15 protein-coding genes and 1 pseudogene are annotated in these 20,076 nt (G+C 43.8%); 6 read left to right on the forward strand and 10 right to left on the reverse strand.

The window, feature by feature from the left end; translation table 11 throughout:
* Positions 1-80 precede the first annotated feature (80 nt).
* The 3 genes from H9Q77_RS12805 to H9Q77_RS12815 are packed head-to-tail and all read left to right on the forward strand — an operon-like array spanning position 81 to position 4,885.
* Positions 81-1,709, forward strand: a complete 1,629-nt coding sequence (locus H9Q77_RS12805; protein WP_033143713.1) for a recombinase family protein — start codon at positions 81-83, stop codon at positions 1,707-1,709.
* The gene (locus H9Q77_RS12810; protein ID WP_033143714.1) at positions 1,710-3,359 is read left to right on the forward strand and encodes a recombinase family protein; all 1,650 of its coding nucleotides are present in this window, start codon (positions 1,710-1,712) and stop codon (positions 3,357-3,359) included.
* Complete coding sequence (locus H9Q77_RS12815) at positions 3,344-4,885, forward strand: recombinase family protein (RefSeq protein ID WP_249325804.1); 1,542 nt, start codon at positions 3,344-3,346, stop codon at positions 4,883-4,885. Before H9Q77_RS12810 ends, H9Q77_RS12815 begins: the two co-directional genes overlap by 16 nt.
* Positions 4,886-4,993: 108 nt before the next feature.
* Here the strand turns inward: H9Q77_RS12815 and H9Q77_RS12820 are convergent, their stop codons facing one another.
* The 3 genes from H9Q77_RS12820 to H9Q77_RS12830 all read right to left on the reverse strand — a co-directional run bounded on the left by H9Q77_RS12820 (position 4,994) and on the right by H9Q77_RS12830 (position 7,876).
* On the reverse strand, positions 4,994-6,310 hold the full coding sequence (locus H9Q77_RS12820) for an IS110 family RNA-guided transposase (protein ID WP_118540113.1): 1,317 nt from the start codon (positions 6,308-6,310) through the stop codon (positions 4,994-4,996).
* Between the two features lie 388 nt (positions 6,311-6,698).
* Positions 6,699-7,667, reverse strand: coding sequence for a tyrosine-type recombinase/integrase (locus H9Q77_RS12825; RefSeq protein WP_249325806.1), 969 nt, complete (start codon positions 7,665-7,667; stop codon positions 6,699-6,701).
* A 14-nt stretch (positions 7,668-7,681) separates the two neighbouring features.
* Complete coding sequence (locus H9Q77_RS12830; protein WP_118097654.1) at positions 7,682-7,876, reverse strand: DNA-binding protein; 195 nt, start codon at positions 7,874-7,876, stop codon at positions 7,682-7,684.
* Positions 7,877-8,121: 245 nt separating this feature from the next.
* On the opposite strand from H9Q77_RS12830, the gene H9Q77_RS12835 reads away from it, so the two are divergent.
* Positions 8,122-8,604 carry a helix-turn-helix domain-containing protein gene (locus H9Q77_RS12835; protein ID WP_005601262.1) on the forward strand — a complete coding sequence of 161 codons (483 nt, stop codon included), beginning with the start codon at positions 8,122-8,124 and terminating at the stop codon, positions 8,602-8,604.
* Positions 8,605-8,789: 185 nt separating this feature from the next.
* Positions 8,790-9,677: pseudogene (locus H9Q77_RS12840) on the forward strand (Abi family protein).
* Positions 9,678-9,947: 270 nt separating this feature from the next.
* Here H9Q77_RS12840 and tuf read toward each other — a convergent pair.
* The 6 genes from tuf to H9Q77_RS12870 form a co-directional block, all read right to left on the reverse strand.
* Complete coding sequence (gene tuf, locus H9Q77_RS12845; RefSeq protein WP_118549993.1) at positions 9,948-11,135, reverse strand: elongation factor Tu; 1,188 nt, start codon at positions 11,133-11,135, stop codon at positions 9,948-9,950.
* 148 nt (positions 11,136-11,283) lie between these two features.
* Positions 11,284-13,446, reverse strand: a complete 2,163-nt coding sequence (fusA, locus tag H9Q77_RS12850) for an elongation factor G (protein WP_118549994.1) — start codon at positions 13,444-13,446, stop codon at positions 11,284-11,286.
* Between the two features lie 15 nt (positions 13,447-13,461).
* The gene (gene rpsG / locus H9Q77_RS12855) at positions 13,462-13,932 is read right to left on the reverse strand and encodes a 30S ribosomal protein S7 (protein ID WP_118545676.1); all 471 of its coding nucleotides are present in this window, start codon (positions 13,930-13,932) and stop codon (positions 13,462-13,464) included.
* 215 nt (positions 13,933-14,147) lie between these two features.
* The gene (gene rpsL / locus H9Q77_RS12860; RefSeq protein WP_022153693.1) at positions 14,148-14,570 is read right to left on the reverse strand and encodes a 30S ribosomal protein S12; all 423 of its coding nucleotides are present in this window, start codon (positions 14,568-14,570) and stop codon (positions 14,148-14,150) included.
* 233 nt (positions 14,571-14,803) lie between these two features.
* Positions 14,804-15,646: a dTDP-4-dehydrorhamnose reductase gene (gene rfbD, locus H9Q77_RS12865; RefSeq protein ID WP_249325808.1), complete on the reverse strand. Its 843-nt coding sequence runs from the start codon at positions 15,644-15,646 to the stop codon at positions 14,804-14,806.
* Between the two features lie 187 nt (positions 15,647-15,833).
* Positions 15,834-16,169: a hypothetical protein gene (locus tag H9Q77_RS12870; protein ID WP_249325809.1), complete on the reverse strand. Its 336-nt coding sequence runs from the start codon at positions 16,167-16,169 to the stop codon at positions 15,834-15,836.
* A gap of 192 nt (positions 16,170-16,361) precedes the next feature.
* On the opposite strand from H9Q77_RS12870, the gene H9Q77_RS12875 reads away from it, so the two are divergent.
* Positions 16,362-16,865 (forward strand): hypothetical protein, encoded by a 504-nt coding sequence (locus tag H9Q77_RS12875; RefSeq protein WP_118545680.1) that lies wholly within the window; start codon positions 16,362-16,364, stop codon positions 16,863-16,865.
* A gap of 69 nt (positions 16,866-16,934) precedes the next feature.
* On the opposite strand, the gene H9Q77_RS12880 is transcribed toward H9Q77_RS12875, so the two are convergent.
* Positions 16,935-20,069, reverse strand: coding sequence for a hypothetical protein (locus H9Q77_RS12880; protein WP_249325810.1), 3,135 nt, complete (start codon positions 20,067-20,069; stop codon positions 16,935-16,937).
* Between the last annotated feature and the right edge of the window lie 7 nt (positions 20,070-20,076).

The following is a 20,076-nucleotide window of genomic DNA, read 5'->3' on the forward strand; positions in this document are numbered from 1 at the left end:
CGGAAAAGGAATTGAATATGGACTAACCACACTTCTTGAATTGCGGGGATTTTTCTGTGCAACGAAAGGAGTGTTTTTTTATGCAGGTTTACAAAGCGATTAAGTACATCCGTCTTTCTTATACGGATGATAAAACAGTAGAAAGTGACAGCGTTGCCAATCAGCGGCGCCTGATCGATGATTACATAGCCCGACACCCGGAAATTGAGGTTGTGGCAGAAAAAATTGACGATGGTTATAGTGGCGTTTTGTTTGATCGCCCGGCATTTCAGGAAATGATGCAGATGATCGAACAAGGCGAAGCTAATTGCGTGATTGTCAAAGACCTCTCCCGCTTAGGTCGTGAGTACATAGAAACAGGCCGCTATATGCGCAGGGTGTTTCCAGCCTATGGAGTGCGTTTTATCGCAATTAACGATAATGTGGATACGGAAAATGACGCTGCCGATGATCTCACGGTTTCTGTCAAAAACATTATGAATGAGGCTTACTGTCGGGATATTTCCGTTAAGACACGGAGTGCCCTGGAAGTAAAACGGCGCAGCGGGGATTTTGTAGGTGCTTTTACCATCTATGGTTATGTGAAAGTCGGCGATAAACACAAGAGCCTGGAAGTAGACGAATATGCTGCCAATGTTGTGCGGGATATTTTCAGAAAACGGCTGGAAGGATTCAGCGCTTCCCATATAGCGGATGAACTGAACCGATTAGGAATTCTTTCACCGTTGGCGTATAAGCGCAATCACGGAATGCCTCATGCAAAAGGTGGCTATACAGACCGAAAGGATTGCAAATGGTCTGCAACTACAATCATCCGCATTTTACAGGATGAAACTTACACCGGAACACTGGTCCAGGGCAAGCAGACAACGCCCCATTTCAAATTAAAAGAGCGTGAGGACAAACCTTCTTCGGAATGGATTCGTGTGGAGGGAACCCATGAGGCAATCATACAAAAGCACGATTTTGATCTGGTGCAAAGGCTCCGCAGGATTGACACAAGGACTTCTCCTAAATCGGATAAGGTTTACCTGTTTTCCGGCATTTTGATCTGCGGCTGCTGTGGCTGCCGTATGACCCGCAAGACGAACCGCTATAAAGATAAAGAGTATCACTATTATTACTGCCCGACCGGTAAAAAGAATGGCTGCACATCGTCGGTCATGCTGAAAGAGTCGGATCTGATTGAATGTGTACAGGACAGTTTGAAAGGACATATTGAAAATGTTGCTTCTCTGGATGCCCTGCTGTCCAGTATCAGTCAAGAACGGATTAACCGGGAATTGGCGCAGGAATATGCCGCACAGATCAGAGTAAATGAAAAGCGTGTGGCACAGACCGAGGGCTTTAAGGCAAAACTCTATGAAAATCTGGTGAGTGGAATTCTGACAAAGGAAGAATTTCTCTCTTACAAGCGAAAATACAATGCAGATATTGAACTGTTCCAAAAAGCAATCGCTGAATGGAACGAAAAACTTACAGATGTATTAGAAAACCGAAGCGAACGAAACCGTTGGATCAACCATTTTATGAAATTTTCTACTATGGAGGGTATTGACCGTCGGGCAGTCATGCAGCTTATCCGAAGCATACGGGTAATGGGTAAAGATGAACTGCATATTGAATTTAATTACCAGGATGAGTATCAGAAAGCAATCTCTTTGGCGGAACAGATTGCTACAAAAAACGAAGAAAGGATGGTGGGCTAAATGGCAAGAAAAAGCAGAAAACAGACGGCAGCTCCCATGCCGGCACCATCTTTGTATGTACATGTGGCTCTGTATATCCGTCTTTCTGTGGAGGATAACAAAAAGCGGGGCTGCTCAGTAGAAAACCAAAAGTTGGTACTGAATGACTTTCTTTCAGATAAACCGGACTTCGTTGTGTATGATACTTATATCGACAACGGAGCAACAGGGACAAATTTTCACCGCCCTGGATTTCAGCAAATGCTATCTGATATTGAAGCAGGCCACATTAACTGTGTGATTGTTAAGGATCTTTCCCGATTAGGGCGAAATTCTATTGACACAGGTTATTATATCGAACAATATTTTCATGCGCATAATGTTCGGTTCATTGCTGTTACGGATCAGTTTGACACAGCGGATTCCGGAAATCTTCATGGCGGTATCATGCTGCCTTTGAAAAATATGATCAATGAAGCCTATGCTCTGGACATTGGGCGAAAAATCAAAGCACAGGCGCGGCAGGCTATGAAAGATGGCGACTATATTGGTGCACGGGCACCTTACGGTTACAGGAAAGACCCGGATGATTGCCATAAACTTCTGATTGATGAAAATACTGCCCCTGTAGTAAAACAGATTTTTGAATGGGCACATGAACATGTGGCACTGAACCGGATTGTCCGCAACCTAAATGAGATGGGGATTCCGGCACCGAGCCATTATAAAAAGACCACTGGCGAGATTACCAGTCCGGGACTGATCGGAAGCGGCAAATGGCAGACCCGTACAGTGATGAAAATCTTAGAAAGCGAAGTTTATACAGGCGATCTGGTGCAAGGGAAAACAAAGATTGTAGATCATCAGCAGGTCAAGGCTGGAGAAGATAATCTGATTATTGTAAAATGCACCCATGAACCGATCATCAGCCATGAGTTGTTTCATGCAGTTCAGGAATACAGAAAACAGATCTGTGAAGAAAGCAAAGCAACTCCAAAACGTCCCTACACACCAAACATTTTCAAAGGTAAAGTGTTCTGTACTGATTGTGGCAGAAGCCTTCACAGGCAACGCGCCGAGCGCCGGAAAGGACCCGACACTTACTGGTTCCACTGCCTTACAAACAGCCGGGTAGAAAAAGATAGCTGCAAAGGTGCGATGATACAGGAGAAAGAACTGATTTCTACTGTTACGGATATTCTTGAAAAAGAGCTGACAGTTGCGCTGGGAATGTCGCTGCCACTCTTTCAGTTGGAGGCAAGACAAAAACAGGAAAAAGATAAGCTGAAAATTCAGATGTCGGCCAAACGACAGGAAATTGAAAAAACACGCCGGCTGATCCGTGGCCTATATGAAAATTTTGTACAGGGTATTTTGACAAATGACGAATACTTTGAATTGAAAGCGGATTATGAACATGCTATCAATGCTCTGTCTGGTGAGATTGAAGTATTTGAAAAATCTATGGACTCCCTGGACAACCAGCTTGCCAGATACCGTGCAATGGAAAAGGATGCAAAAACACTGGCACAGGATCATGTACTGACTGCAGAACTGATTGAACGGCTCATTGAACGAATTGAGATCGACCACGAGCGGAATATTCATGTAACCTTCCGTTTCAAAAATGAATTTCAGGGAAAGGCGGTGGAACCGTGCGCAACTATGTGATTGCCCTTTATATCCGTCTTTCTGTGGAAGATTTCAAAACCGAAAGTTTGAGTATACCAAATCAAAAACTGATTCTTCGTGAAAAAGCTATGTCTCTGCCGGAATGGGATAACAGTGAGATTTTGGAATTTATTGACAATGGTCATACAGGGACAAACTTTGAGCGTCCGGCGGTGCAGGAACTTTTAACAATGGTTCAGGCTGGAAAGATCAACTGTATTATTGTAAAAGACCTTTCCCGATTTGGACGTAACAGCATTGAAACCGGCTATTTTATTGAGCGGGTATTTCCTCTTTACCACACCCGTTTTATTTCCGTCAGTGATGATTTTGACACGGCTAATTTCAAAGGTGATACCGGAGGGATTGATATTGCTTTCAAGTATCTTATTAGCGAGTGTTATAGCCGGGATATGTCCATGAAAACCAAAAGTGCAAAATACGCAAAGATGCGTCGTGGAGAATATCAGAGTGTCATCTGTCCTTACGGCTATCGCAAGAGTGCAGACGGACGTATGGAACCGGACGAGGATGTTGCCCCGAATGTGCAGATGATATTTCAATGGGCGTCTGAAGGCAACACCGCAGCCGAGATCACAAGAAGATTGTATGCTATGAATATCCCCACCCCTGGGGAATATCGCAAACTTAAAGGCAAGGACTATTACAATGTTTCCCGAACAAACGGCGTTTGGAGTACATCAACGGTCCTGCGTATTTTAGAAGATCAAAGATATATCGGTACCTATGTAATTGGCAAGAGAAAGGTAAAAGAGATTGGCAGCCGACATACACAGTTAAAGGATGAAAGTGAGTGGTTCAAAATACCGAACCATCATCCGGCTATTGTAAGTGTGGATCTATTTGAGAAAGCCAATGCTTCTATTAAGCGTTTCTCTCTGTTAAATAAAAAGCCGCGTGATTATCTGCTCCGTGGTAAGGTATTCTGTGGATGCTGCGATCATGCAATGTCTCTACGAAATGGTGCGTGGTTTTATTGCCGTCATTCCGAGGTGGCTGAAACGCTTCCTTGTCATGGTGTGCGCATAAAGATGGCAGATCTGGAGCAGGTTGTATTTGAAACAATTCGGGCTCAAATGTGTCCGGCATTGGGAATTGATAGCAATAAGGATAAATTGGATTTGCAGACAGTCCAGCAGGCCGAACATGAAGAAAAACTCCGTTCTATTCAAGACAGCAAGCGGCATCTTTATGAGCAGTATGCACTCGGAGAGATTGATTTGGAAACCTATCGAACACGAAAAGCGGTTTATGACACGGAACTGGTACAAGCCAAAAATGTTCATGCTGTCATCACTGCACAGACAAAGCAGATAAAAAGTGATTATGAGATTAAGCTGAAACAACAGGAAATTGTGCAGGAAGTCGGAAACGCCAACATTCTGACAAAAGCTCTGATTGACCGGCTTATCAACAAAGTTTACGTCTTTCCAGGAGATCGGATTGAGATTGAATATGCAACACAGGATTTCTTAGAAACTAAGGAATCCGAAAAGTCCAGCTAATAAATGTCAATAGGTAAATGAAAAATATTTTTCTTTAAAAAAGGGCGTGCTTACCCCTTGGGGAAAATATCATTCAAAAAAGATATTGATTCAGTAGGTGGTATTATTTTACGCAGCTACGTCGCATTTAGCAGCGTTGTATTTTTTTATATGTTCCTGCGGTGTAATGATTTCAAAAGGTTTGCTATCTCGAAGGATTGCAAATATCATGTTGCATACCTTGTGTGAAACAGCTCCCATTGCAACTAGTTTTGGTTTTGATTCACACTTTTTGAGATAGTAATCACGGAGTACTGGATTTTTTGATTCACCGGTACGGGAAGCACTGATACTTTGCAAGGTCAGTGTGTGAATAACCCGTCTTGCTATGGCAGAGCCTCTTTTCGACATCTGGATTTTAGTACCTTCAAATTTTCCAGACTGTTTTACAGCTGGATCAAGACCAAAGTAAGCAAAAAGTTGTTTTGGTTTTGAAAATGCAGAAAAATCACCAATCTCTCCCATAAGGGACATAGCGGACAAGAAACCAGCCCCTTTGAATGTTTCAATTAGGCGAATCTGTTTCACAAAATCGGTATCCTCATTAGCGGCAACAAGCTCATGCATGGATTCCAGAATGCTGTTGATTTCTTCATCATATTTACGGATAAAACCAATATATAGACGGATTCTCTTGATGTTGCTGTCAAGGATGTAACCGAACTCGTCTGCATCATTAGCAGCCTGAATAATGGCATTATACTTGTTACAAGCGTATGTAAGTCCAAAACGAGCTGTTGACCTGATGAGATCAATAATCTCTTGTTTGTCTGCGTTAATAAAGGCAGATGGAGATGTGTAAGTTTCCAACAAGATAAGAGACGTATCAATCGTAACCTTGGAAAAAATGCCAAGATACTGAGGGAAAACCATACGCAGTTCGCCAATAAGCTTGTTCACGTAAGCATTACGGCTGTCCATCAAATCGTAGTATTCACGGCATAGATTGCGACAGTTCAAAGCAAGGTCAGATGGCATAAGAGAAACTTTTAAATCAGGTTTTAAGCCAACTAAAGCAGCTTTTTTAGAATCAAAACGGTCATTATGTACTTTTCGTATATTGATATTTGTGCTATTCTTTGTGATGATAGGATTGATAACTGAGCAGTTAAAACCCTTATCACGAAGATAGCAGAAGAGTGGGTAATGATAAATTCCCGTGGATTCAAGGAAAATGCGACTTTCCAAAGAATACATCTCTTCTGCTTCTTTTATTTTAGAGACAGCCAAAGCAAGGGAATTCATGCTATTGTGTAGGATTTTGTAAGGCTTTCCTACAAACTGTTGGTTAGGAAGTACAATCGACATCCAGGAGAAGTCGGCACCGACATCAATACCAACGGAGATGAATAATTCATCGAAATTAAAAATAACATTGTTTGACATGTGGATAAGCTCCTTTCGGATAGGAATCCATTTCCAATCTGGCAGGTACACAACCTAGCGCGTTATTCGGGTATTGCCTACCGGCTCCCAACCAGCTAAAACATAAAACCCTGTCGAATGGACTAATTGACTTTTTTGTAGGTATCAGTCACAGAAGTGACTTCCCAAGGAGGAATACATTCTTTGTCCTATCCTTAGAGATAATACCTTATGTTTTATTGGGTGTCTATCAGGAGCCGTCAGACATGCTAGTCATTAATAACATCTGATGAAGGAAGAATTCCTTCTTCTGTTATCTGATTTATAGAAACTTATTAACCAAGTAGTCTTGATTGACTACACCATTATTATACTAGGAGGTATAACCGTGAACACCCATTTGAAACAGCTATGGGCAGCTATGAAGCTGCCCAAAAACTTCAAAAAAAGTTATAAATTTTTTTGTCTTGGGCTTGACATACGGGTGTCTCAAATCATGAACCCGAATTTTCTTTACTCCGGCTTTCTCCATCTGTCGTTTCATCTTATGCTGCACTGCTTCCTGTACAATGGGGAAAAGTCTTTCATCCTCCGGCATTCCGTAATGCCTATCCACAAAATCTTTAATCTCTTGCTTTAGGAATTCTGGTATCTCTACAACACGGACAGATTGCTTGGTCTTAGGCTCGGTAATAACATCCTGCCTTTCGGTTCGATAATAGGTCTTTGTAATACTAAACTGATTTCTGTCAAAATCAATATCCTTTGGAGTAAGTGCCAGTAGTTCTCCGATTCTGCATCCAGTCCAGAAGAGGATTTCAAAGATGAGATAGTATCTCGTGCCTGGTTCCATTGTCTGTATGAATTTCTGATATTCATCTACCGTCCAAAAATCCAGACTCCGATTATCTGAACTTCCCATTCTCTTTACTTTCTTACAGGGATTTGCGTGCAAGTCGTAAATCTTTGATGCATGAGTATATAAGCTGGTTAATTGATTTTGTATCATTCTCAAATAGGCTTCTGAAAATCCCTTTGTCTGCATTTCGTTCTGCCATTGTATAATCTGCCCTGCGGTTATCTCGCTCATCATCTGATGACCGAAATATGGAACAATATGTTGCTCCATCATATACCGCTTGTTCTTCATGGTGCGTTCCTTCAGCTCATTCTGCTTATCTTCAAAATAAACTTCCATAAATTCACTTAGCTTCATATCCATACTTCTGCTGTTATTCAATTTCTTCTGTCGCTCATACTCAAGAGCTTCTCGCTTTGTCTCAAAACCTCTTTTTCTTCGCTTTTTCTTTTCACCCCTGGCATTTGTTTCAAACCATTGCGCTGTCCATTTCTTTGTGTCTTTTTCTTTGTATGCCATACTGCTCTCCTTTCCTATCCTACTGATAATTCGTAGCCATACATTTTTTTCGCCCAATACGCTCTTGGAATTCTTCCAGCCATTGTGATATATCCTTGCGAAGCCAACTCTTCATTCATGCTTTTTACCAGCTTGTACGCATGAGATTTGGAACAATTCAATTCTCGGGCTACATCATCGGCACTCATCATATATCGATAATTCGCCATACATTCGTCCTCCCTTCCATACTTTGAATCTTGTTACATTTCTTGTATTTATTTTGTGTATGATTTTCGTACATTCATATTATCACTACACATTTCCTTCGTCAAGACTTCGTAATTATATTTTTACGATATTCGTATATGCTATTTTTGAAAATTACTCTTTTATGTCTTTCGTATTTATGCTATGATAATAATTAGATTTATGCAATTCGTAAATTTTCAATTTATGAAAACAGGAGGCTTCAATGGGAGACGGTAAGAAATTGAAAGAAATATTAGACAGTAAAGGCACGAATGTCCGCCAGATTGCAAAAGCAACTGGTATCAGTGCCACAACACTTTATTCAATTATTCAAAAGGATTCTAATATCCGATTTGACTTTGCACTTAGACTGGCAAATGAATTAGAAATTGACGTAAATGAGATATGCTCTGCCAGTCCCTTTTCGGGTGCAATCACAGAAGAAGAAATATATCCTACATTACCGAATGGATTGAATGGCGCTCTTGACGGAAATCGGGTAAAAACGTATTTAAAGAATTCCATGTATCCGCTTATGTATCTTTTCGGAAAAAACAGTATGCCGGATGTAGATAACTTGCTCACTTCCTTTTATCAGTTGGATGATGAAGCCAGAAAAGAAGTGGTGGAAACGATACAATTCAAGCTGCAGTATCACAGAGATCCCGAACGGGCAGAACAGATAAAACAGATTAAAGGGTGGTAATTTCATAACATAAATGCTACCATTAAAACATTAGAGATATACTCTACAAGGAGATAAGATATATGGCAAACGATAAATCTTTTCTAACTTATAATCAACAAATGAAAAAACTCCGTAAAGATAAAAAAATTGATTGCAACGGAACTCCACACAAAATATCATTAGTACGCTCCGGCTATTTTAATATGATTAATGGTTATAAAACGCCTTTTACTTGTGGTACTGATGCTAATGGGAACCATACCTATTTTCCCAACACAACCTTAAGTCAAATCAACAGTTTAAAGAAATTTGATGAATCACTAAGAATATTTTTGCTTAAATACATCACTCAAGTCGAAGAGGAAGTTAGAACATTAACCGGTTACAAATTTGACCAATGTAACGACAACGGAAAAATACCATGGTACGAAACAAATGCCTATTCCTCTAATGCTACTTTACAATCTAAAATGAATACTATATCATCTGCTTATTCTGAGTTAAGCAAAAGTAAATCAGAATATGTACAGTTTTACATGAAAAATCATGAGCAGATTCCGACCTAGATTATGATAAAAGTTGTGAATTTCTCCACTTTTATTGATGTTCTTCATAACAGTAAGACAAATGTAACCCATGCTATCTGCAAATTATATTCCATGTATGATGACCATAATTTGCCCAATGTTAAACTATTGATTGGCAGTTTACATTGGCTGCGAAGAGTACGGAACTCCTGTGCACATAATGAACGTGTTTATTGCATTCACCAAACACAAGCACGTAACAATTCTGCAAGTGGTCGAATTTTAGACCCTTATTATGCGCAGCTACCCACATCATACAGTAGATGTACAGAAAAAAATATTTTTGATATTCTTATATACTTTAAATATTTTCTTCCCAAAGAAGAATTTGCACCAATGATTATGGAATTAAAAAATATGTTAATAGAACTGCAAAACACTTTACAGCCAAATGCGTTTGACAATGTCAGAGGTCAGATGGGAATAAAGAATTTGAATGTTCTTGATACATTAATCGCTTTACCAAAATCCAAAATTGAGTACCACAAATTCGATACTTTATAACTTACTTTTTTCCATAAAAAATATATAAACTCTTGTCATAAATTCATAAATGTGGTAATATACTAACACAGAGAGAGCCATATTGATTATGGCTGAAAAACACTCATGCACATATGTGTATGGGTGTTTTTTACTTTACCCAAATTCTATATTCATAATTTTTTATGGCACCGTTTTGGCACCGCTGACCACACTTTCACTGTTATTCAGACGTAAAAAGGCTCCCAAGGAAAACCTTGGAAGCCTTAAATTTACTGTAATTCTATTGTATTACTCAATGATTGTAGCAACACGGCCTGAACCTACTGTTCTACCACCCTCACGGATAGCGAAGGTAAGACCCTGCTCCATAGCGATAGGATGGATCAGTTCGATGGTCATCTCTACGTTATCACCAGGCATACACATCTCAACACCAGCGGGCAGTTCGCAAACGCCGGTAACGTCGGTTGTTCTGAAGTAGAACTGAGGACGATAGTTGTTGAAGAAAGGAGTATGACGTCCACCTTCATCCTTGGTCAGAACGTATACCTGAGCGGTAAACTTTCTGTGGCAGGTAACAGTACCGGGCTTAGCCAGAACCTGTCCTCTTTCGATTTCAGTTCTCTGGATACCACGAAGCAGAGCACCGATGTTATCACCAGCCTGTGCCTCATCCAGCATCTTACGGAACATTTCGATACCGGTTACAACAGTCTTCTTGGTCTCTTCCTTGATACCAACGATTTCAACTTCATCATTCAGATGCAGAACACCACGCTCTACACGACCGGTAGCAACGGTACCACGACCGGTAATGGTGAATACGTCCTCGACGGGCATCAGGAAAGGCTTATCAGTATCACGCTGAGGATCAGGGATATAAGAATCTACAGTATCCATCAGTTCCATGATCTTGTCGCCCCACTCGCTGCTGGGATCTTCCAGAGCCTTCAGAGCGGAACCCTTGATGATAGGGCAGTCATTGAAGTCGTACTCTTCCAGCTGCTCGGTTACTTCCATCTCAACCAGCTCGATCAGCTCGGGATCGTCAACCATATCACACTTGTTCAGGAATACGATGATGTAAGGAACGCCTACCTGACGGGACAGAAGGATGTGCTCCTTGGTCTGAGCCATAACGCCATCAGTAGCAGCTACAACGAGGATAGCACCATCCATCTGTGCAGCACCGGTGATCATGTTCTTAACGTAGTCAGCATGGCCCGGGCAGTCAACGTGTGCATAGTGTCTCTTCTCGGTCTGGTACTCGATGTGAGCGGTAGAAATGGTGATACCACGCTCTCTCTCTTCGGGAGCCTTATCGATGTGATCGAAGTCAACCTTCTCGTTACCAGGTACTCTCTCGGAAAGAACCTTGGAGATTGCAGCGGTCAGGGTAGTTTTACCATGGTCAACGTGACCGATGGTACCAATGTTACAATGGGGCTTTGTTCTGTCAAATTTAGCTTTAGCCATTATTTAAGTCCTCCTTAAAATAATTAAACTGTTTATATTTTTCTACTCGCCGAAGTGGCGAACGCGCACTCGGCGCTTTTTAACTCGGCTACCTCTGATTATATTAAATAATCAGAGGTTTTTCAAGTTATTTTTATTGATTTAGCGCTTATTTCGCCTTTGCAGCAAGAACCTTTTCCTGAACGTTCTTAGGAACGGGCTCATACTTTTCGAAGAACATGGAGTAGTTACCACGACCCTGGGTCTTGGAACGCAGGTCTGTGGAGTAACCGAACATCTCAGCAAGGGGAACGAAAGCCTTAACCATCTTACCACCGCCGATGTCTTCCATACCTTCTACACGACCACGACGAGAGTTCAGATCACCGATTACATCGCCCATGTATTCCTCGGGCATGGTAACCTCAACCTTCATGATCGGCTCAAGCAGTACAGGAGCTGCCTTCTGCATTGCTTCCTTGAATGCCATGGAACCTGCAATGTGGAATGCCATCTCGGAGGAGTCGACCTCATGATAGGATCCATCATATACATTCGCATGAACACCCAGTACAGGGAATCCACCCAAAATACCAGCCTGAGCTGCTTCCTGGATACCTTCACCTACTGCGGGGATGTATTCCTTAGGAATGGAACCACCGACTACAGTAGATTCGAATAACAGGGTAGGAGGATCGTTGATCAGAATGTTTGCCTTCGGATCAAAGTCAAACTTCTCACAGTTAGCCTCCAGGGGCTCAAACTTAACTTTACAATGTCCGTACTGTCCACGACCACCGGACTGCTTAGCGTACTTGGAATCCACTTCAACAGCCTTGGTGAACGCTTCCTTATATGCAACCTGAGGTGCACCTACGTTAGCTTCTACATGGAACTCACGAAGCAGACGGTCAACGATGATCTCCAGATGTAACTCACCCATACCGGCGATGATGGTCTGACCGGTCTCCTGATTGGTATGAGCGCGGAAAGTAGGATCTTCTTCTGCCAGTTTTGCAAGAGCTTCACCCATCTTGCCCTGACCAGCTTTGGTCTTAGGCTCGATAGCCAGCTCGATAACGGGCTCAGGGAACTCCATGGACTCCAGGATTACAGGGTGCTGCTCATCACAGATGGTATCACCGGTAGTGGTGAACTTGAAACCAACTGCTGCTGCGATATCACCGGAGTAAACCTTTTCCAGCTCTGCACGCTTGTTCGCATGCATCTGCAGGATACGTCCTACACGTTCCTTCTTGTCCTTAGTAGCATTGAGTACATAAGAACCGGAATTCAGCGTACCGGAATATACACGGAAGTAAGCGAGCTTACCTACGAACGGGTCAGTCATGATCTTGAATGCAAGTGCAGCGAAAGGCTCTTCATCGGAAGACTTTCTCTCTACTTCATTACCGTCAAGGTCAACACCCTTAATAGCCGGCACATCAAGAGGAGAAGGCATATACTCGATAATAGCATCCAGGAGCTTCTGAACGCCCTTATTTCTGTAAGCAGTACCGCAGCATACAGGAACGGCTCTGCACTCACAAGTAGCTTTTCTCAAAGCAGCCTTCATCTCTTCAACAGAAGGAATTTCACCTTCCAGATACATCATTGTCAGATCATCATCCAGCTCGCAAACCTTTTCAATGAGCTCATCATGATATAAAGCAGCCTCATCAGCCATATCTCCAAGATCATCGGTAACAGTGATGTCATCACCCTTCTCATCGTTGTAGATATAAGCCTTCATCTCGAACAGATCAATGATTCCCTTGAACTCATCTTCCTTACCGATAGGCAACTGAAGGCAGATAGCGTTCTTACCAAGTCTGGTACGGATCTGATCTACTGCTGCGTAGAAATTAGCACCCAGGATATCCATCTTGTTGATGAATGCCATACGAGGTACATTGTAGGTGTCAGCCTGACGCCATACGTTCTCGGACTGAGGCTCTACACCACCCTTTGCACAGAAGACGCCGACAGCGCCATCCAGTACACGAAGGGAACGCTCAACCTCAACGGTGAAGTCTACGTGACCCGGGGTATCAATGATGTTGATACGATGCTCCAAAGCACCGGGCATGGGTTTGGTCTCTTTTTCAAGAGTCCAGTGACAGGTAGTAGCTGCAGATGTAATGGTAATACCTCTCTCCTGCTCCTGAGCCATCCAGTCCATGGTAGCAGTACCTTCATGAGTATCACCGATCTTATAGTTAACACCTGTGTAATACAGGATACGCTCGGTAGTAGTGGTCTTACCGGCATCGATATGAGCCATAATTCCGATATTTCTGGTTCTCTCTAACGGATATTCTCTTCCAGCCAAGTTTTTTCCCTCCTACTAGAATCTGTAATGAGCAAAAGCCTTGTTTGCCTCTGCCATCTTGTGCATGTCTTCTTTTCTCTTAACTGCAGATCCGGTATTGTTGGCTGCGTCAAGAATTTCGTTAGCAAGTCTGTCTTCCATGGTCTTCTCACTTCTCTTACGAGAGAACATGGTCAACCAACGAAGGCCCAGAGCCTGACGTCTCTCAGGTCTAACTTCGATAGGTACCTGATAGGTAGCACCACCGATACGTCTTGCTTTTACTTCCAGAACAGGCATGATGTTGTTCATAGCCTCTTCAAATACTTCCAGAGCAGGCTTGCCGCTCTTCTCTTCAACCTTAGCAAATGCTCCGTATACGATCTTCTGGGCTACACCCTTCTTGCCATCTAACATGATGTTGTTGACAAGCTTGGTAACCACTTTGTTGTTGTATAAAGGATCTGCTAATACATCTCTTTTCTGAATATGTCCTTTACGTGGCACGGTTCTTCCCTCCTTAACAAATTGTTTACGTTAGATCATAGGTACTCACATGTGTTTCCCCAAGTGTTCGCGCTGTTATATCTGTATCACAGAATTCCAACACTTTTCTTAGTTTCGTTTTTGTGGTACAAAGACGATGTTCGCATCGTCTCCAAAAATCCTTGCGGATTTTCATCGAACTCTCGGTCCGACGTTCAAAACGCCCCGGATACTACTTATTTCTTAGCATCCTTAGGTCTCTTAGCGCCGTACTTGGAACGAGCCTGTTTTCTGTTAGCGACACCGGCGGTATCAAGGGTACCACGGATGATGTGGTATCTGGTACCGGGCAGGTCCTTAACACGACCACCACGGATCAAAACAACGCTGTGCTCCTGCAGATTGTGACCTTCACCGGGAATGTAGCTGGTAACTTCGATTCCGTTGGAAAGACGTACTCTGGCGATCTTTCTAAGAGCAGAGTTAGGCTTTTTAGGAGTTGCTGTCTTAACAGCAGTACATACACCACGCTTCTGGGGAGCAGAAACGTCTGTTGCTTTCTTGTGAAGAGAGTTGTAACCCTTCTGGAGAGCAGGTGCAGTAGACTTCTTGACAGAGGTCTGACGTCCTTTTCTTACTAACTGGTTAAATGTTGGCATTCTGTTTCACCTCTTTCTTAATAGTATAATAGACGCACCTTTTCTGGCACGCTTTAATAGTATACTTGTTCCAACTCCCGTTGTCAACTGGTTTTTCGTGAAATTTACAGGGTTTTTCACCACTTTTTCATATTATTATAACCAAAAGAGGAGCAGTACCGTTTCCGATACCGCTCCATGAAGTATTTCCCATAAATTTCCCCCTATACAGGGGCTGCTTATATAAGGAACCGCTACTGTATCTGTGGCAGATAGCGTTCCAGCGCATCCTGCCAGGAAGGAAGTCTCTCAAATCCGTTCTCGGTCAGTTTCTCCTTGCTCATGCGGCTGTTCTCCGGTCTCTTTGCCTTCGTGGGATACTCGGAGGCGGGCACGGGAGCCACATCCACGTTCATGCCTGCCTTGCGGAAGATCTCGCAGGCGAACTCATACCAGTTGCAGATGCCTTCATTGGTCGCATGATAGATGCCGTATTTATCAGTCTGCACCATGTCCACCAGAAGCCTTGCCAGATCATAAGTATAAGTAGGCGAACCAAACTGGTCATTCACCACCGTGAGATGATCATGGGTCTTGCCCAGATTCAGCATCGTCTTGATAAAGTTCTTGCCGTTGACACCGAATACCCAGGAGATTCTCACGATAAAATACTTCTCCAAAGTATTCTGCACTGCCAGTTCCCCTTCATATTTGGTCTGTCCGTATATGTTCAGCGGATGGCGCTCATCGTCGGGTTCCCAAGCTCTGGTACCCTCGCCGTCAAATACATAATCAGTACTTATATAAATCATCTTGCAATCTAACTTTTTGCAGATATTTGCAATATTCTGTGTACCGTCCGCATTGACCTTGCGGCAGAGATCCACGTTATCTTCCGCTGCATCCACTGCAGTATAGGCTGCACAGTGGATCACAGCATCCGGTGCCGCCTCTCCGATCACTTTTTCCACGCTGGCAGCATCCGTGATATCCATCTCCTGAATATCTACGCCGACCGCTTCGATGCCGCGCTTTGTAAGTTCATTTACCACATCATATCCTAACTGGCCCTTTACGCCTGTTACTAATACTTTCATAGAATGCCTTGCCTTCCTTTTCTATCTTAATGCCTGTGGCACCGCTCTCCGGAATCGCCACATATATAATTATAACATTACCGTCAGACATCAGCAACGAAATACTTACTTTTTGTATTATATCGAAAAAAATCCGGGGAACGCTCCCCGGACCTTTCTATTTCAACCCTATTTCATTTGTCCCAATTTAAACAGCCATATAGTTTTGCGCTGCCCGCCTGATATCCTCAACAATTCTTTCTGCCTTTTTATCCTCCAGTTCGGTTGCCTGTTTTCTAAGCTTCCACCAGTTCCAGCCGGGATGCGCATTTTCCTGCAATTCTATGATTCTTTTCTGGTATTTTCTGCATAATATGAAGTAAATCAGCAAGAGTAATAGAACACCAATACCCAGCATTCCGGCTACTGTATCACCGTAATATCCACTCTTTACTGCCTGTGCAAGCGGTGTCGCTTCATCTTCAATTTGTACGATTCGATAACCTGTCAAAATCACAGGTATGGAATATAACATGCCGCTCATCTCGACCGCCTCCGTTATTTCTTAGTCTCTATCTATAAAGACTACTTATCCATGAAAAACGGCTCACTTTTTTCGATATTTTTTTCAGGAATTCCTACCGGTCTGCTTCCGGAAATTTTCATCGCGAAAATTTACTTTTTATGGGAAATTCGCTATAATAGTGATATAGATTTTCACACAAAGGAGACTGTTATGCAAAAAAGCTTCATACGGCATATTTTTACTGTAAGTATATTGTCCTGTTGTCTGTTATTCGGAGGATGCAGTCAGAATTCTGCCGGAGAGGAAACATCATCCGCCACGACTGCTTCCCCCTCCCCGTCTGAGACTGTTGCCGCCCTGCCTGCCGATGTTTCCCCGGATTCCGATACGTCTGCCATAGAATCCACTTCGGAGGATACCAGAGCACTCACCCTGTCGGTAGTCAATATGTGTGGCATCGAAGTCGGTATGGTAGCGGTCATTGATCCCGTGACCGGGGAACAGGTAAATCTGGATTCCCTGTCGGATCAGGAATCGATCTCTATGGAAGCAGACTGGCCCTCCTCTGTCAAAGAGTTCCAATGGGCTCTCTACAATACTGACGGTGAATTATGCGTTGAGGGGACAACCGATATCAGCAGTGCCCAGACCACAGTGACTCTTCTGCTGACCGGAGACGGTGATCTGGAAAAAGTCGAAGAGCTCTTCGAGTAATTTTCTTTCCAAGGTCTAAAAAACGACATCCACCGGGGAAATCCCGATGGATGTCGTTTTTGTTATCTTTTATTCTTCGATATCTCCTGCATTTTCTGCCTGAGCCTTCAGCTTCTTCTCATTGTGCTTCTTGTACATTTCATATCCGGTTGCACCGAGGATCAAAATGATCAGCCACCACCACCAGGACATCTTTGCCTGTTCGCTCTCTACGGCAACATCTGCCAGGGGAACTGCTTCGTCTGCAATATTCACTGCTTCTTCCGCCTTAGGTGCTTCCTCTGCTGTCTTCTGGGTGTCTTCCTCAACATTTGCTGCAAGAGGTGCTGCTTCATCAGCAATCTGCGTCACGCCCTGTGCCGCTGCCTGATTCTGGGTCACTACTGTTGCCTGTGCCACCGGTGCGGGTGCCAGAACAATCGGGTTAACAACAGTCTCTCCAGTATCGCTGCTGCCGCCTGCGGGAGCTGCCGGTGTGGGTGCAGGAGTCAGACGATCGATCACCTTATCCAGCTCTCCGCCTGCCTTATCCAGGCTGCCCAGAATCTCCTTCAGAGTATCTTCTGCATCCTTTTTGTTCTGTTCAGCCACGGCCAGCTTTCCTTCCAGTTCCTTCAGAGCTCCAAGGTTACTGGTTCTGTTACTCTTCAGAGCTTCGATCTCTGCCTTCAGCACATCTACCTTGCCCTGTGCTGCTTCCACCTCACCCTGTGCTGCCTTTGCATCCTGTAACAGCTTCTGATACTTTTCAGTCAGTGCCTTGGCATCATCTACGAATTTACGATAGGCTTCATCCTTTTGGGTGAGCTTAATGTTGCCCTGAATATAGTTCAGGTTCTGGATGATCTGACCAGTCAGCACCTCTGCATTTGCATAAGTCTCAGTTCTGACAGCAGTATTGGTTGTGGTCTCTCCGGTTTTCTCCAGATAATCAATCTCATAGGAATAGCTGGTATGAGCAATGGTATCGGTTGCTGTGGTCTTCACATTGTACACACCGGTTGCGCCACTTGCTATTGCCTGTGCAAGTGCTGCATCCTGTACCGCATTCTGTGCAGCCTCTGCGGTGGTCTTCTCATCGGTCTTGACGCTGACACCTGCTACATAGCGGATGGTTGCCTTACCGAGCTTCCAGTCATCCCAGTTAGCGCTGACGAAAATACCGCCATCTGCCTCGACTGCCTTTCTGGCTGCATCTTCCAGCTTCTTGTTCGTAGTTTCTCCATTACCAAACAGAGCCTTGATGTCATTCCAAAGGGAACCGAAGGTACTCTGGTCTACTGTCTTCTTAGTGACCTTTGCGTAGGTTGCGGATACGGTACCGGATACGAGGAAGTCGGAATCATCATACCAGTGATCTTCTGTATAGCCGGTTACCTTAAGATCACTGCTTACACCGATCAGGTATAAGTCGTCATCATCGTTAATCTTGTTGCTTAACGCCTTCTCCTGCTCTTTCGTAACCTTTGCTACTGCTTCTTCCTCTGTTCTTACACCATAATCCGTCTTTTTATCTGTATGCTTCCATTCAACCTCTTTATCCTTCACATCCACAGTCTTCGTAAAGGTAGGAATGTAGGTTCCGTTACCGGTATAAGTATAATCCGTTTTTTCTGTTCCTGTAACCTTTGCATCCTTGCCGTTAGCGTCCTCCAACTCCTTTTCCTTTGCAGCGGCTGCAGCATCTCTCTCTGCCTCTGTCTGGTACTGTTCGGAAGAAGTGAATTTTGCATCGGTATAGGTGATGGTGGTCACATCAGCGGTCACGGTCTTGATCAGGTTGCCGTTCTCATCCAGTTTCCAGGATTCCTTCTCGGTAGCCTCATTTACATCAGTATCAACCTCGCCGTTTTCGGTCTTCTGGTTATTGTCAGAAATAATGATACTCTCGGTTCCGTCGTTCTTGATCACTTTCTTTCCATCTACTGCAATAATAGTTCCATCTTTCAGACCTTTTTCCACTTCGGAAACAGTGATAGTATCCCCGTTTCCCTTCACATACTGATCCGGATTGGTCTCCTGCGCCGTCTTCCAGTTTACTTCCTCAATTCGCTTCTCAAAGATCACGATATTGTCCTTGGAAGTCTGTTTGTCATCCATCACATAGTTGTAATACTTTGTCTGCTTATTACCATTCTCATCGGTATAGGTTACTTCAAAATAATTCTTGGTATTATTGTCTTCACCCTGTCTGCGGACAACCTTAATATCATCGGCAGTGATCTTCTGTACCTCGGGCAGATAGTAGTTCTGCATAATGGAAATGAAAAGCTGATCCTCATTTTTCCAGTTCAGTCCATTGTCGCCCTGGGTCAGGGCTTCCTTATCTGCAATATCCAGAGCACCTGCCGCAGAGGTATCCACTGCAGCCTTTGCAGCCTCCAAAGCCTTTGCCAGTGCTTCTGCATTTGCCTGCGCTGCTGCCAGCTCATCTGCTGCCGCCTCAGCGTTCGCATCTGCTCTGTTTACAGCCTCCTCATAAGCCTTTTCATAAGCTGCCACCTTCTGCGCTGCCTCTTCATATGCTGTCTTGGCGGTATTATACTCCCCAAGCTTTGCATCGAAATCAGCCTGTGCCTGGTCTGCGGTCTTCTTTGCTTCCTCATATGCCGCATTGGCATCGGTGATAGAAGCAGCATCCTTGATATTCTCGATCTGTCCATTTACCTTATTCTGGGCAGCCTGCATGGCATCCTTTGCTTCTGCCGCAGTCTGTCCTGCATTTGCCGCTGCATCAGCTGCCTTATTCAGTTCTGCGTCGGAAAGCTTATCATTTGCTTCTGCAACGCCAAGTTTGGTATCTGCACTCTCCACAGCAGACTCTGCGTCCTTCAGAGAAGAACCGCCCTTCACGGTCTTATCCTCTACTTTGGCATTGGCATCCAGAACAGCCTGAGACAGATCCTTGCCCTGCGTATCCTTAGCTTCCCCTGCCACTACCTGGTCAGCCACTTCCGACTTCACATCAGTAGCACTCTTTTCTGCCGTTTCTACTGCCTTGTCAGCTTCTTTTGCTGCCGCCTGTGCCCGGTCAGCAATACCGGCTTCCGGTGTTACAACAATATTATGATCATCATTGCCTTCGGGTGTGGTGCCCTCTCCCTCTGCTGCCAGTGCAGTCAGCGGGGAAGATGCCATCAGCATTGCGGAAATGCCGATCGCCATAGCACGAATCACTTTTTCGTTCTTACTGTTTTTTCTCATATGATTT

Origin of the sequence: Simiaoa sunii (assembly GCF_014337175.1) — a bacterium.
GTDB classification, from domain to species: Bacteria; Bacillota; Clostridia; order Lachnospirales; family Lachnospiraceae; genus Acetatifactor; species Acetatifactor intestinalis.

What these genes read in the sequence shown, in the direction of transcription:
- H9Q77_RS12805 (WP_033143713.1), top strand. Translation starts at nt 81, where the DNA reads ATGCAGGTTTACAAAGCGATTAAGTACATCCGTCTTTCTTATACGGAT.
- H9Q77_RS12810 (WP_033143714.1), top strand. Translation starts at nt 1,710, where the DNA reads ATGGCAAGAAAAAGCAGAAAACAGACGGCAGCTCCCATGCCGGCACCA.
- H9Q77_RS12820 (WP_118540113.1), bottom strand. Translation starts at nt 6,310, where the DNA reads ATGTCAAACAATGTTATTTTTAATTTCGATGAATTATTCATCTCCGTT.
- H9Q77_RS12825 (WP_249325806.1), bottom strand. Translation starts at nt 7,667, where the DNA reads ATGGCATACAAAGAAAAAGACACAAAGAAATGGACAGCGCAATGGTTT.
- H9Q77_RS12830 (WP_118097654.1), bottom strand. Translation starts at nt 7,876, where the DNA reads ATGGCGAATTATCGATATATGATGAGTGCCGATGATGTAGCCCGAGAA.
- H9Q77_RS12835 (WP_005601262.1), top strand. Translation starts at nt 8,122, where the DNA reads ATGGGAGACGGTAAGAAATTGAAAGAAATATTAGACAGTAAAGGCACG.
- tuf (WP_118549993.1), bottom strand. Translation starts at nt 11,135, where the DNA reads ATGGCTAAAGCTAAATTTGACAGAACAAAGCCCCATTGTAACATTGGT.
- rpsL (WP_022153693.1), bottom strand. Translation starts at nt 14,570, where the DNA reads ATGCCAACATTTAACCAGTTAGTAAGAAAAGGACGTCAGACCTCTGTC.
- rfbD (WP_249325808.1), bottom strand. Translation starts at nt 15,646, where the DNA reads ATGAAAGTATTAGTAACAGGCGTAAAGGGCCAGTTAGGATATGATGTG.
- H9Q77_RS12870 (WP_249325809.1), bottom strand. Translation starts at nt 16,169, where the DNA reads ATGAGCGGCATGTTATATTCCATACCTGTGATTTTGACAGGTTATCGA.
- H9Q77_RS12875 (WP_118545680.1), top strand. Translation starts at nt 16,362, where the DNA reads ATGCAAAAAAGCTTCATACGGCATATTTTTACTGTAAGTATATTGTCC.
- H9Q77_RS12880 (WP_249325810.1), bottom strand. Translation starts at nt 20,069, where the DNA reads ATGAGAAAAAACAGTAAGAACGAAAAAGTGATTCGTGCTATGGCGATC.